At 46.4% G+C, this 11,766-nt stretch carries 17 protein-coding genes; 2 read left to right on the top strand and 15 right to left on the bottom strand.

The genetic code is table 11. The annotated features are described in order from the left end of the window. Window positions 1-7: 7 nt before the first annotated feature. The 13 genes from accB to ACWJJ5_RS12755 all read right to left on the bottom strand — a co-directional run bounded on the left by accB (window position 8) and on the right by ACWJJ5_RS12755 (window position 8,732). Complete coding sequence (gene accB, locus ACWJJ5_RS12815; RefSeq protein WP_070082099.1) at window positions 8-487, bottom strand: acetyl-CoA carboxylase biotin carboxyl carrier protein; 480 nt, start codon at window positions 485-487, stop codon at window positions 8-10. Window positions 488-640: 153 nt separating this feature from the next. Continuing rightward, a complete protein-coding gene (locus tag ACWJJ5_RS12810; protein WP_003153150.1) occupies window positions 641-1,291 on the bottom strand; it encodes a SpoIIIAH-like family protein in 651 nt (216 codons plus the stop codon). Window positions 1,292-1,294: 3 nt separating this feature from the next. Next, entirely contained in the window at window positions 1,295-1,987 is a 693-nt protein-coding gene (gene spoIIIAG / locus ACWJJ5_RS12805) for a stage III sporulation protein AG (RefSeq protein ID WP_233662321.1), read from the bottom strand. Further along, the gene (gene spoIIIAF, locus ACWJJ5_RS12800) at window positions 1,980-2,600 is read right to left on the bottom strand and encodes a stage III sporulation protein AF (RefSeq protein ID WP_015388014.1); all 621 of its coding nucleotides are present in this window, start codon (window positions 2,598-2,600) and stop codon (window positions 1,980-1,982) included. Before spoIIIAF ends, spoIIIAG begins: the two co-directional genes overlap by 8 nt. Window positions 2,601-2,616: 16 nt before the next feature. Next, window positions 2,617-3,825: a stage III sporulation protein AE gene (gene spoIIIAE, locus ACWJJ5_RS12795; RefSeq protein ID WP_003153145.1), complete on the bottom strand. Its 1,209-nt coding sequence runs from the start codon at window positions 3,823-3,825 to the stop codon at window positions 2,617-2,619. Window positions 3,826-3,857: 32 nt separating this feature from the next. Beyond that, window positions 3,858-4,247, bottom strand: a complete 390-nt coding sequence (gene spoIIIAD, locus ACWJJ5_RS12790) for a stage III sporulation protein AD (protein ID WP_071392571.1) — start codon at window positions 4,245-4,247, stop codon at window positions 3,858-3,860. A gap of 12 nt (window positions 4,248-4,259) precedes the next feature. Further along, complete coding sequence (spoIIIAC, locus tag ACWJJ5_RS12785) at window positions 4,260-4,466, bottom strand: stage III sporulation protein AC (protein WP_003153142.1); 207 nt, start codon at window positions 4,464-4,466, stop codon at window positions 4,260-4,262. 22 nt (window positions 4,467-4,488) lie between these two features. Continuing rightward, window positions 4,489-5,004 (bottom strand): stage III sporulation protein SpoIIIAB, encoded by a 516-nt coding sequence (gene spoIIIAB / locus ACWJJ5_RS12780; protein ID WP_071391624.1) that lies wholly within the window; start codon window positions 5,002-5,004, stop codon window positions 4,489-4,491. Further along, window positions 4,998-5,921: a stage III sporulation protein AA gene (spoIIIAA, locus tag ACWJJ5_RS12775; protein ID WP_171463563.1), complete on the bottom strand. Its 924-nt coding sequence runs from the start codon at window positions 5,919-5,921 to the stop codon at window positions 4,998-5,000. The genes spoIIIAB and spoIIIAA overlap by 7 nt, the downstream gene beginning before the upstream one ends. A gap of 76 nt (window positions 5,922-5,997) precedes the next feature. Next, the gene (locus ACWJJ5_RS12770; protein ID WP_003153124.1) at window positions 5,998-6,279 is read right to left on the bottom strand and encodes a YqhV family protein; all 282 of its coding nucleotides are present in this window, start codon (window positions 6,277-6,279) and stop codon (window positions 5,998-6,000) included. Window positions 6,280-6,426: 147 nt separating this feature from the next. Beyond that, window positions 6,427-6,984 (bottom strand): elongation factor P, encoded by a 558-nt coding sequence (gene efp / locus ACWJJ5_RS12765; protein WP_003153123.1) that lies wholly within the window; start codon window positions 6,982-6,984, stop codon window positions 6,427-6,429. 24 nt (window positions 6,985-7,008) lie between these two features. Continuing rightward, complete coding sequence (locus tag ACWJJ5_RS12760) at window positions 7,009-8,070, bottom strand: M24 family metallopeptidase (RefSeq protein ID WP_070082103.1); 1,062 nt, start codon at window positions 8,068-8,070, stop codon at window positions 7,009-7,011. A 131-nt stretch (window positions 8,071-8,201) separates the two neighbouring features. After that, on the bottom strand, window positions 8,202-8,732 hold the full coding sequence (locus ACWJJ5_RS12755) for a YqhR family membrane protein (protein ID WP_003153121.1): 531 nt from the start codon (window positions 8,730-8,732) through the stop codon (window positions 8,202-8,204). 221 nt (window positions 8,733-8,953) lie between these two features. Here ACWJJ5_RS12755 and ACWJJ5_RS12750 point away from each other — a divergent pair, with 221 nt between their 5' ends. After that, window positions 8,954-9,910 carry a DUF1385 domain-containing protein gene (locus tag ACWJJ5_RS12750; protein ID WP_003153120.1) on the top strand — a complete coding sequence of 319 codons (957 nt, stop codon included), beginning with the start codon at window positions 8,954-8,956 and terminating at the stop codon, window positions 9,908-9,910. Window positions 9,911-9,944: 34 nt separating this feature from the next. Beyond that, window positions 9,945-10,340 (top strand): SA1362 family protein, encoded by a 396-nt coding sequence (locus ACWJJ5_RS12745; RefSeq protein WP_173613473.1) that lies wholly within the window; start codon window positions 9,945-9,947, stop codon window positions 10,338-10,340. Here ACWJJ5_RS12745 and ACWJJ5_RS12740 read toward each other — a convergent pair. Together ACWJJ5_RS12740 and mntR are read right to left on the bottom strand one after the other, a co-directional pair. After that, window positions 10,337-11,212 (bottom strand): patatin-like phospholipase family protein, encoded by an 876-nt coding sequence (locus ACWJJ5_RS12740; RefSeq protein WP_015388011.1) that lies wholly within the window; start codon window positions 11,210-11,212, stop codon window positions 10,337-10,339. The genes ACWJJ5_RS12745 and ACWJJ5_RS12740 overlap by 4 nt on opposite strands. A 114-nt stretch (window positions 11,213-11,326) precedes the next feature. Beyond that, window positions 11,327-11,755 (bottom strand): transcriptional regulator MntR, encoded by a 429-nt coding sequence (gene mntR, locus ACWJJ5_RS12735; RefSeq protein WP_007408338.1) that lies wholly within the window; start codon window positions 11,753-11,755, stop codon window positions 11,327-11,329. Window positions 11,756-11,766: the final 11 nt, after the last annotated feature.

The following is an 11,766-nucleotide window of genomic DNA, read 5'->3' as shown; positions in this document are numbered from 1 at the left end:
GGTCTCCTTACTCAGCTTTTACAAGAAATAGAGGTTGTCCGTATTCGACCAGCTGGCCGTTTTCAACTAACACTTCAACGATTTCTCCTTTTACTTCGGCTTCAATCTCGTTAAAGAGTTTCATTGCTTCTACGATACAAACAACTGTATTTTCGCTCACTTTTGAACCTTGGTTTACGTAAGGGCCGGCTTCCGGCGATGAAGAAGCATAAAACGTTCCGACCATCGGAGACGTAATTTTGTGCAGGTTTTCGTCTTGTTTCGGCGCTTCCTGAACAGGAGCGGCTTCACGCGCTTCCGGTTTTGCAGCCTGCGGAGCAGGTGCGTAAGCGGCGGGAACGGCTTGGGCTTGTCCCGTTACATTCACTGCCGGCGCTTCATTTTTTTTCAGTTTGAGGCTTACGCCTTCGATTTCGTAAACGAATTCGTCGATGGAAGATTCATCGATTCTTTTTATCAGTTCATGAATTTCGTTGATTTTTAACATCAGTTTCCACTCCTATGTATAAAAAATAGAAATTTATGGGTTGCTACTAAAAGTACATACTATGTTTATCTTACAGGAGCGCTTGTGTAAATTCAACACTGATCTAAAATGACATCAGAAAAGCCCGCAGCAGGTGCGGGCGGTGGAGATCTCTTATTTTGTCGGTTCAAACGTGACGGCGACGTCTTTCATTGTCTTGATTTCTTTTTCCACCAGGTCAATGATAGCGGAAGCTTTTGCGTTTGAATGTTTGTCAGACATGACCGTAATATTGATTTTGTCTCCTTCAGCATCCACGAGCGCATCTTTGTAGCCTTGTGTTTTAATCAGCGTTTCCAGCTGTTTTTCCGTCCCTTCAGCATTGCTCAGCGCCGTCATTTTATCGTAGGCTTCGCTTTTTTCCTTTGCGGTCGCATCATCGCTTGAAACTATGCTGTTTAACTGTTCCCTTTCTTTGCTTCTCGCGTCTTCAAGCTCCATGCGGTATGCGGTAAATAAGTTTTCATCAGCTGTTTCTGTAGCGACCGATCCGTCTTTGTCCGATGCTTCGGCTGATGTTTCTTTATCTTCTTTTGTGCCTTTAGAATCTTTCGTTCCTTTTGTTCCGTCTTCTTTATCCGTGCCGCTTCCGTTCTTATCTTTCGTTTCAGGAGCCGGCGTTTTTTCAGTTGCCACTTCTCCGCTGCTTTTTTCGCTTTTCATCTGCACGGCATTTTTGCTTTCCGGCGACATAATATAATAAACACTTAATACCACGACGAGACTGAGCATTGTTAAAAGCCAAACCGTTTGTTTTTTCAGCATGATTTATGAATCCTCCTTGATTTTTTTAGGGGCAACCGCTACACGGTAGCTCGGAACATCAAGCACCCTTGTGATGGCATCAATGATGGTTTTTTTTATTTGAACGTTGTCCACTCCCTGAGCGACAACGAGTACACCGCGAATATCGGGCTTTTTCGTCTGGACGACGACCGGGGTTTCCTTATCCCCGTTTCGAATCATGACAATTTGCTCCTCTGAGGTTTGATCGGTTACGCTTCTTTTGCCGCCTTCTTTATCGGTTTCTTCGGTGGTGGTGTCTTTTTTCGTTTTATTTTTCTCAAACACTTTCAAAGATGTTGCGTCTACGTTCACGACAATTGATACATCCTCCACGCCGATAATCGTTTCAAGGATTTCTTTCAGCTGGTTTTCATAGTCTCTTTCATAATCATCGATCGTGTTTTTGGCGCTGCTGTCTTTCGATGCCTTAAAAACGGGTGCGCTTTTTTGCCCGCTTTTGTCTTCCGTTCGGCCGGACATGACGGTCTGCGCCGCTTGGTCCTTCCCGGTTTTCTCCGGTGAAGAGAACAGCTGGCTCACCAGCATAAAAGATACCCCGAGCACAAACACGAACAGAAAATAATGATATTTTGTCAGTTTTGGTTTTTCTCCGTCTTTCGCCTGTCCGATCATCAGCTGTTTTTTGAGTATGGTCCATAGTCCGTTTTTATTCATGGCCGTTTTTCTCCCCGCCTTCCATATAAACCGTAATTTTCTCACTGCCGATTTCCCATATATCCGCAAGTTTTTCTTTGATGTCTGCGGCCTCTTTTTTTTCGGCTGCGCCTTCCGGTTCGTATTTGCGGTCTGTGCGGATGTCGATCGGTGCGACGGTTTGCACGGTTTTTTCAGAAGATGGGGCCATATACACGCTGATCGTTTTTACATCTTCTTCTGAACGAACCTGTTCTTCCGCTGTAAGGCGGATGTCGTCTATTTTGTATTCGTCATGACTGAACATCTCCTCCGCTTTCTTTTTTAGTTGGACAGCCATTTCTTCTAAAACATATGCGCGGTTTGATGCTTGTATTTCTTTTTTTTCTGATTTGATTTGATTTTTTATATCAGCGGATTGAGATTGCTCTTGTTTTGTCAAATAATCGAAGATGATTTCCGGGTCTGTTTTGAAAAGTTTGAAGATCGGGTTGAGCATGACAATGATTAACAGCAGGCTGACAACCATCTTGGCGTATTTTTGCATACTGGAGCTTGGCAGCAGCATGTCGATGACGATGGCGAATAAGATAAATAAAATAATGCTTGTCAGCCATTCTGTTAAAAAGCTCATATCCAATGGGCCTCCTTTATTTCATCATCATGGTGAGGTTGCCTGCTGTAATAATGACTGTAATACTGAGGAAAAACATGAGAGAGACGATGGCGAGCGCCGCGAAAATATACAGCACGCTTCTGCTGATGACGCCGAGGCACGTAATGACGGGCCCGCCTCCGAGCGGCTGCAGAATAGCGGCCGCGAGCTTATAAATAAAAGCGAGCGAGAGCACTTTAATCGCCGGAAACGCGGAGATGCAGATCAAAATTCCGACTCCTAGGATTCCTACGGTGTTTTTTAATAGGAGCGAGGCGCTGATGACCGTATCCGTCGCATCCGTAAACATCCGGCCGAGCACGGGAATAAAATTGCCTGTGATAAATTTTGCAGTCCTGAGGGTAATCCCGTCCGTCACGGCAGCCGAAGCCCCCTGTACGGAGATGACGCCGAGAAACACGGTGAGAAATACGGCAAGCGCGCCGATCGCGATATTTCTGAGCAGATTGGCAAGCTGCGTGACTTTATATTGATCCGTCATCGTGCTGACGATGCTTAAAATCGCTGACAGGAAGATAAGCGGCATGACAATGTTTTGAATGAGAAGGCCGCTCGTATTCATCAGAAATAAAATAACGGGGTGAAAAAAAGCTGCGGAGACGGCTCCCCCGGAAGACGCCAAAAGCGCGAGTAAAAGCGGGATGAGCGCGAGAATGAAACTTGTCATCGTCTGGATCGCTTCACTGGCATAATTGACGGCAACATGAAAGCTGTTTAAAGCGAGAATAATCAGCACCATGTAGACAATTGCATAAGCCACTTTGCTGACGGTGCTCTGCTGGAACGCATTTTGCAAAAGCTGCAGAATGACACAAAAAATGGTGAGAAGAATCAAAGTTCCCAGGAGCTTTCCGTTTGCGAGCACTTCATGAAACAAGTATGAAAATAAAGCCTTCAGCCATGCCTCCGGCGAGAACGTTTTTTCTCCGTTAATAAAGTCGATGATGCTTCCCTTTTGGCTTTCAGGCAGAAGACCGCCGTATTCTGTCATGATGTCGTCCCAAAACTTTCCGATGCCTTCTGTTTTCAGCGCTTCAGCCTGCTTTTTCGCCACTTCATCAGCGGATTCTTGGTGAACTGCGGTTTCCTGCGACGCACCGTCTGTTCCGGCAGCTTGTACACATTCAGTCTGAAAAAATAAGAGGATGAACAAAAAAGCCCCCGCCCACCGAAAGCGCTTCATTTTTTGTGCCCCCCTTTCCATTTTATTTATGATCAAGAAGGAATAAGTCCGAGAATCGTTTCAATAATGACGGTGAGTATCGGCACGGCCATTACCAGTATCAAAATTTTTCCGGCCAGCTCTATTTTCGAAGCAATCGCTCCCTGGCCCGCATCCTTTGTCAGCTGCGCACCGAATTCAGCGATGTAGGCGATGCCGATAATTTTTAAAATGGTTTCCACATAGACCATATTGACATTTGCATTGACGGCTATTTTTTCTATCATTCTGATAATGTCGTAAATCTGATCGATGAGATAGAGAAAGATCACGCAGCCGCTGAAGACGACAATCATAAACGCGAAAGTCGGTTTCTGTTCTTTTACGATCAGGGAGAGAAATGTGGCGATCAGGCCTAAACCTACAATTTGAACAATCTCAATCTGTAAGCCCCCCTATCCTTGGAATAGAAACACAGCTTTGATCTTTTTGAACAGGTCATCGACAATCGTCGCCACCATAAATAAAATATAGATAAAGCCAAGCAGCGTCACCCATTGGGCGTATTCTTTTTTTCCCATTTGGTCAAGTATGGTGTGCAGAAACGCAACCACGATACCGACTCCGGCGATTTGAAAAATGACATTTACGTCGACTCCCATTTTATGTTTGCTCCCCTCATGTTTACATCAATAGAAGAATGAGTAACAGTCCGGCTAAAAATCCTAAGCTTTTCACCATTTTTTCATTTTTCGCCTGCGCCCGTCCGGCATCCGCTTCCGCCGCTTCCAAATGTGTAAGCGCAAGCTTGATATGTTTCTGCTGAGAAACACGGTCATGGAGCCCGAGCGTCTCTCCGAATTGCTTCAGCACATCGTATTCGCTTTTTTTCATCGCCATGGAAGACCAGTTATGTTTCAAGCTCTGTTCCCAAGCCGTTTTGGCGGAATCGCTTCCCTGCTCAAGCCTTCTGCTGAAAGCTAGAAACAATAACGATACAGGTTCGGAAAGCTGTGCGGCAATTTGTCCCGAAGCTATGTGCAGCGGCGTATGCCCGAACATGATTTCCGCTTCTAGCGATTGGAGCGCCGCGCGCAGCTGACGGATCTGCCTCGGCCTTTCAATATACATTTTGGCGATCTCAAATCCCGTCCATGTCGTCGCTGTCAGAATGAACACGGCACCTAAAAGCTTCAGCATGACATCACGCTTTCAGCATGCGGAACAGGTTTCCCGTCCTTTCCGTACATCCTGCTGATCGTTCCCGGACCGCGGCGTCTTGACAGCTCCACATACCGGTCAAACACGTTTTCCTCCCACAGCATTTTCAGCGACGGCCTCTTGACCAAGTCTTTCATATTCCATCCGTGCGCAGAGACGATAACGGATACGCCCGCATGGAGCGCCTCCAGCAGCGCTTGTGAGTCTTCCATTCTGCCGATCTCATCCACAATTATGACATCAGGACTCATAGAGCGGATCATCATCATCAGCCCTTCCGCCTTCGGACAGGCATCAAGGACATCGACTCTGCGGCCGAAACTGTGCTGGGGAATGCCCCGCAGGCAGCCGGCAATTTCCGACCGTTCATCTACGATACCTGTCTTTTTTGCCGGGATGCGTTTTGATCCGGTGCTGGAAAGCCGGGCCAAATCACGAAGCAAGGTCGTTTTCCCCGTTTGCGGAGGACCGATGATCAGCGTGTTCAGCCAGTTTTCTTTCCATAAGAAAGGAATGAGCGGTTCTGCGATCCCCAGCTTCTCCCGGGCGATTCGGATATTAAAAGAAGTAATATCCCGGAGTCCTTTGACGGCTCCGTTTTCGACGATGACTCTTCCGGCCAGCCCCACACGGTGGCCTCCTCTGATTGTGATGTATCCTTTTTTCAGCTCTTCTTCCAGCGTGTACATACTGTAATTGCTGAGCCGGCTGAGGATCAGCTGTGCGTCGCCGGCCGTACACACATATGACAAATACAAAGGTTGTCCTTTTTGGATCAGTTCAACCGGCCTGTCGACCCGGATTCTGATTTCTTCTGTATCCCGCCTCGCTTCTTCGGGCACGGCGGAGATGGCATCTCTCAATAATTCAGGGAGAACCTCTGTAATTTCATTCAATAGAGTCTCCTCCTTTTTACCGATTGGCTTCTTTAAAATGTATGATCCGGGACAGACTTTATGACACCCCGGCCCTCTATTTATGCACACCGGCCAAAATCAGCACCACCCCCGCAAAAATCAATATTAATTTTGCATATGAGAGCTGTCCGGCAATCTGATAAATGCCGATCGTCATTGTGATGATAAAGATCAGAGGGCCGACGATTGCCAAAATACTATTCACCACAACCGCTTTTCTGATGTCGTTTGTCAAAAGCATGATAATAGCGGCCGATAATTCAATGAGCGAGGACAAAACTCGTAAACCGGCCATCGTTAAAACAGTAGAATTGATTGAACCGAACAAAAATTTCATTGCAATCCCCCAACTTCAAGCATTTTGTTACACTATATGCTCTAGCTGACGGAAGTAGTCTCACTATTTTCATATAGAAGAAAGATTCTGAGGCAGAACGCAAAAAAAGCCTGCCCCGTAAAAGGAGCAGACTCCGAATTTCTTTAACTACGCTCTTGACACGTAAGAACCGTCTGATGTATTTACAACCAGCGTATCGCCTTCGTTCACGAAGAACGGTACGTTTACGACAAGGCCTGTTTCCGTTTTGGCAGGTTTCGTGCCGCCTGACGCCGTGTCGCCTTTAATTCCCGGCTCTGTTTCAACAACTTTCAGTTCAACTGTGTTCGGCAGTTCAATACCGAGCGTTTCAGACTGATACATCATGATATGCACAGACATATTTTCCAGAAGGTATTTCAATTCTTCTTCGATTTGGTTTTCGTTCAATTCAAGCTGTTCATATGAGCTTGTATCCATGAACACGTGCTGATCGCCGTTGGCATAAAGATACTGCATCGTTTTTGTTTCGATTTGAGCTTTCGCGACTTTTTCACCTGCACGGAATGTTTTCTCCTGAATAGCGCCCGTGCGCAGGTTACGCAATTTAGAACGGACAAATGCCGCTCCTTTTCCCGGTTTTACGTGCTGAAAGTCAACGACGCGCCAAATGCCGCCGTCTACTTCAATCGTTAGTCCTGTACGAAAATCGTTAACTGAAATCATGTTTGATGTCCTCCTATATTCCGATCACAAAATAATTAATTCTTTAGGGGAATGCGTAATTGTCCGGTTGCCGTCCTCAGTGATGATGATATCATCTTCGATTCTTGCGCCCCCAACATCCGGTATGTATATGCCCGGCTCAACCGTTACCGCCATGCCCGGCTCAAGAACGGCCGATGACCTGAAAGACAGCCCCGGTGATTCATGGACTTCCATTCCGAACCCGTGTCCTGTCGAATGGCCGAAATACTGTCCGTAGCCTTTTGCGGTGATATGATCCCTCGTCAGGGCATCCGCTTCTTTTCCCGTCATGCCGGGTTTTATATGCAGGACACCAAGCGCTTGGGCATCGTATACGACCTGATAAATCTCTTTCAGTTTATCACTTGGCTCTCCGACCGCAACGGTGCGTGTGATATCAGAACAATAGCCTTTATAATAAGCGCCGAAATCAAGCGTGACCAAGTCTCCCTTTTCAATCAATTTGCCGCTTGCCACTCCGTGGGGAAGGCTGGATCTGACTCCCGAGGCGACGATCATATCAAAGGAAGAGCCGTCTGCTCCTTGACGTCTCATATAAAATTCGAGCTCGTTTGCAACTGAAATCTCTGAGATGCCCGGTTTGATAAACGTCAGAATATGTTCAAACGCATCATCCGCAATCTTCGCAGCTTCCTCTAATATCTTAATCTCTTCACTTGACTTAATCAAGCGCAACTTTTCAACGGAATCCGCGACGGGAACCATCTCCGCTTCCTGCAGCACCGCTTGGTAGGATGCATATGTTCCGTACGTCATGCTGTTTTGCTCGAAGCCGAGTTTTTTAACGCCGTACTCAAGAATCGTATCCGCAGCCGTTTGGATTAAGCTACCGCCGTGCTCGATAATGTCAAAACCCTTCACTTGCGTCTTCGCCTGCTCGGTGTAACGGAAATCCGTGATAAATGCCGCACGTTCTTTCGATATGACCGCAAGGCCTGACGAACCCGTAAATCCCGTCATATACTGCAGATTGGCGGAGCTTGTCACCAACATTCCGTCTATATCCAGCTGACCGAAAAGATTTCGCAATTTCTCAAGTTTCATTCCCTTTCTCCTCCTCGCCGATTCTTGACTGCCGCCTGACAACGCGGGAGCATCCCCGCCCGGTTTTCAGCACAAAAAATGTTCACTTCTCGTGAACATTTTACCATACCGGACAGGGATTATACACTTATTCACTTGTTGCCGAGCGCCCTTGCAAGCTTGTCTGACGTAAGTTCATTGTAGTTGAAGGAAATTGAGTAGCCGACAAACAAACCGTACAGAATGTAAAGGCAAAGCGTCGTCACGATTGTATCTGATTTCAATTCAGTGACGGATTTCACATCTTCGAAAATCGGATTGAATAAGAAAAAAACCGCACACCATAAAATGACGCCGTACACCATCCCCGGCCACATGGTTTTAAAACGCTTCAGGCAGACGAAATAAATAAACGCCCCGGCAATTGAAATGAATCCGATGACAACGATGCTGACCATCGTGCCTAGCCATTGTTTTTTCCATTCTCCGATCATAAACGGCTGAAGAATCATGTTGGGGCTGATCTCTGAAAAATGAAAGACATACCCGAGATAGCCGATCAAACTCCAAAATACACCGCCGGCAAATCCGATACCGCAAATTCTGCCGGTAAATGAAACAGGCTGCTGATCATCATCCTGCTTCTTTTTTTCTTCCTGTTCTGAATGTTTTTCGCTTGTCATCATGGCACCTCCAGTCATAGACTGCCCAAAAATTAAAAAGTCATAAAAAGCTGCGCCATATTTTCATTCAATGAGTAAAATCTAAAGAAACGGGGTATACTGCATGTAGAAAAAGCATTGATTTTCCGGCTGTCTAACTAGAGGTTTACCGCGGTTTCCTGTACAATAGAGTGAAAGGAAATGGTTAGTAAATCCTAAGAAAACAGGCAGGTTGATAAACAATGTCCAAACAAAAAACGCCCCCTGCATACGGCGGGCAGGCTGTCGTTGAAGGGGTAATGTTCGGCGGCAGAAAAAATTATGTTACCGCCATCCGCAGGAATGACGGAAGCATTGATTTTTTCAAGCTTCCGAGAGTGCCGAACGCCAAGCTTTCGGCTTTAAAAAAGATTCCTTTTTTGCGGGGAATCGTCGCCATCATTGAGGCGAGCGCCAACGGCACAAAGCATTTAAACTTTTCCAGCGAACGTTACGGGCTTGATCCTCAGGATGACGCCAAGCTGGAGCAGGAAGATAAGAAGGGTTCCGGCTTATCGATGTTTTTCAGCCTGGCGGTGATTGGCGTTCTGTCGTTTTTGTTCAGCAAATTCGTTTTTACGCTCGTCCCGGTCTTCTTAGCGGAGCTTGTAAGGCCCGTATTTTCCTCAGACGCCGCGCAGATCGGAATCGAAAGTCTGTTTAAGCTGATTCTGCTTCTCGGCTACATTTATTTTTTATCAATGACGCCGTTAATTAAAAGAGTGTTTCAATATCATGGAGCCGAACATAAGGTCATAAACTGTTATGAACAGAATTTGCCAATTACAATAGAAAATGTTCAGAAACAGTCACGGCTTCATTACCGTTGCGGTTCAAGCTTTATTTTATTTACGATCATTGTCGGCATGTTCGTCTATTTACTCGTTCCGACAGATCCGCTTTGGGTGCGGATTTTAGACAGGATTGCGCTTATACCGGTCGTTCTCGGCATCTCCTTTGAAGTGCTCCAGCTGACGAACAGAGTGCGGAATATCCCCGTTTTGAAAGTGCTCGGTTACCCCGGCCTGTGGCTGCAGCTTTTGACGACAAAGGAACCGGCGGATGATCAGGTCGAGGTTGCCATAGAAAGCTTTAACGAGCTTCTCAGACTGGAAGACATTTCAGAACAGAGCGAAAAGCCGTCTCACAACGTAATCTGAACCGTTACCGTTATTATTTTGGAGGTGGGCAGTTATGAATCATCGTGTACAACCTTTTTTTGCTGTATTGATAGCGCTTGGCGCATTCGGTTTCATTTATGCGGCGGTAACCAACCCCGGGCAGATGATTTCAAGAGCGATCACCGTAATTATCGCAGGCGTTATTATTTATTTTATCGTGAGGACGGTCCTGAACCGCCGCACCGGCCGCGACGGAACCGCTTTCAAAAAAGCGGCCAGACAATCGCGGCTCCGAATGAAGGAGCAAAAAGCGAAGCACCGCCCCGGACACAGAGGCCGGGTCAGCTATTTGCGGAGCGTGCCGAGCAGCAGCAGACCGAAGCCGATGATTCTTAAGAAAAAAAGCCAGACCCAGCTTACCGTCATAGAAGGCAAAAAGAATAAAAAGAAAAACAGAGCGCTTTTTTAATAGCTCCATTGCTTCAAAAATTGCTCTGTTCTGCTTTTTCCTAGCTCAATGAGAGCTAGTTTTTTTTGCGGTGTGAGATGAAACTCCGTCGCCATCACATGTTCCACCGGAATAAAAATAATATTCTGTTCGTACTTTGTCGCGATATGCCTGGCATCATGAGCGTCTTTCATCGTTTCAAACAAAGCCCCGAACAGCTCAAAAGCGTTGCGGATTGATTTTTTCGGGCGCTCTTTTTCGTTGGGCGAAAGCGAAATTCCGATGACCGGCCGTTTGCGTTCTTTTGAATACAGCCAAATCGGGAAATTGCTTAACACACCGCCGTCAACGACCGTTGAGGTGCCTTTTTCGGTCTTCAGTTTTATCGGTTCAAAAAAATAAGGAATGCTGCAGCTCATTCTGACGGCTCTGGCAACCGGGAACATCTCCGGATTTAATCCGTAGCGGGGAAGATCGTCAGGAAGCACGATCATCGTTCCGTTCGTCAGATCTGAAGCGATGAGACGGAGCGAGCCTTTTTTCAAATCGCCGAACGCGATGATGCCCTTCGCTTTTAATTTATCCGCAATCCATTTTTCCAGCATATCGCCTCTGTATAGTCCGAGGCGCCAATATATCGACACCCACTGCAGGATTTTCAGCGGGAGGAATGAGCATCTCTGATCAAGCAATTGCCTTCCGTCCACCTCATCTATGATGGAATGAACCTCTCTGCTCGTATAGCCCGCAGCGATAAATGCGGCAATAATCGCGCCGGCGCTTGTTCCGGCGAGCCTTTCAAAGCGAAAGCCCTTTTCTTCCAGCGCTTCATAAGCGCCGGCAAGCGCCACCCCTTTTATCCCCCCTCCCGAAAATACGCCGTCAATCTGCATAGCGCGCCCTCTCCCTTCCATCTCAAGGTGTATTATTATTTTAAGAAACGGCTGGGCGAAATAGACCAAAGAATGAAGACATTAAAAAAAGGGCGCCCCATTTCGGGCTGCCCTTTATTCACCGGGATTTTCGGTTTTTTTCTGTACGGATTTCAATTCTTTTTTCCGGCTTTCGTCATCTTCAAAATACTGAACGAGGTCGCCGATGCGGTCAATGCTGTTCCAGCTCAGATGATGTTCGATTCCTTCAACATCATTGTAAATCTTCTCTTCATCAACACCAATGATTCTTAAAAACTGCTCAAGCAATTCGTGTCTGTATACGAGCCGTTTGCCGATCTTTTTGCCTTTTGACGTCAATACGAGCCCGCGATATTTTTCATAAATCAAATACTCGTCTTTATCTAGTTTTTGAACCATTTTCGTTACAGAGGAGGGGTGGACTGCCAAAGCTTCCGCGATATCAGAAACCCGTGCATATCCTTTTTCTTCTATCAGCATATAAATCTGTTCAATATAATCTTCCATACTTGGTGTTGTCATAAGTAACCCTC

It is taken from the genome of Bacillus sp. JK74 (assembly GCF_053663395.1).
This window is presented reverse-complemented; position numbering and strand designations above follow the sequence as displayed.

Coding starts and splice junctions, on each gene's coding strand:
- accB (WP_070082099.1), bottom strand. CDS start 487: ATGTTAAAAATCAACGAAATTCATGAACTGATAAAAAGAATCGATGAA.
- ACWJJ5_RS12810 (WP_003153150.1), bottom strand. CDS start 1,291: ATGCTGAAAAAACAAACGGTTTGGCTTTTAACAATGCTCAGTCTCGTC.
- spoIIIAG (WP_233662321.1), bottom strand. CDS start 1,987: ATGAATAAAAACGGACTATGGACCATACTCAAAAAACAGCTGATGATC.
- spoIIIAF (WP_015388014.1), bottom strand. CDS start 2,600: ATGAGCTTTTTAACAGAATGGCTGACAAGCATTATTTTATTTATCTTA.
- spoIIIAE (WP_003153145.1), bottom strand. CDS start 3,825: ATGAAGCGCTTTCGGTGGGCGGGGGCTTTTTTGTTCATCCTCTTATTT.
- spoIIIAC (WP_003153142.1), bottom strand. CDS start 4,466: ATGGGAGTCGACGTAAATGTCATTTTTCAAATCGCCGGAGTCGGTATC.
- spoIIIAB (WP_071391624.1), bottom strand. CDS start 5,004: ATGCTGAAGCTTTTAGGTGCCGTGTTCATTCTGACAGCGACGACATGG.
- ACWJJ5_RS12770 (WP_003153124.1), bottom strand. CDS start 6,279: ATGAAATTTTTGTTCGGTTCAATCAATTCTACTGTTTTAACGATGGCC.
- efp (WP_003153123.1), bottom strand. CDS start 6,984: ATGATTTCAGTTAACGATTTTCGTACAGGACTAACGATTGAAGTAGAC.
- ACWJJ5_RS12760 (WP_070082103.1), bottom strand. CDS start 8,070: ATGAAACTTGAGAAATTGCGAAATCTTTTCGGTCAGCTGGATATAGAC.
- ACWJJ5_RS12755 (WP_003153121.1), bottom strand. CDS start 8,732: ATGACAAGCGAAAAACATTCAGAACAGGAAGAAAAAAAGAAGCAGGAT.
- ACWJJ5_RS12750 (WP_003153120.1), top strand. CDS start 8,954: ATGTCCAAACAAAAAACGCCCCCTGCATACGGCGGGCAGGCTGTCGTT.
- ACWJJ5_RS12745 (WP_173613473.1), top strand. CDS start 9,945: ATGAATCATCGTGTACAACCTTTTTTTGCTGTATTGATAGCGCTTGGC.
- ACWJJ5_RS12740 (WP_015388011.1), bottom strand. CDS start 11,212: ATGCAGATTGACGGCGTATTTTCGGGAGGGGGGATAAAAGGGGTGGCG.
- mntR (WP_007408338.1), bottom strand. CDS start 11,755: ATGACAACACCAAGTATGGAAGATTATATTGAACAGATTTATATGCTG.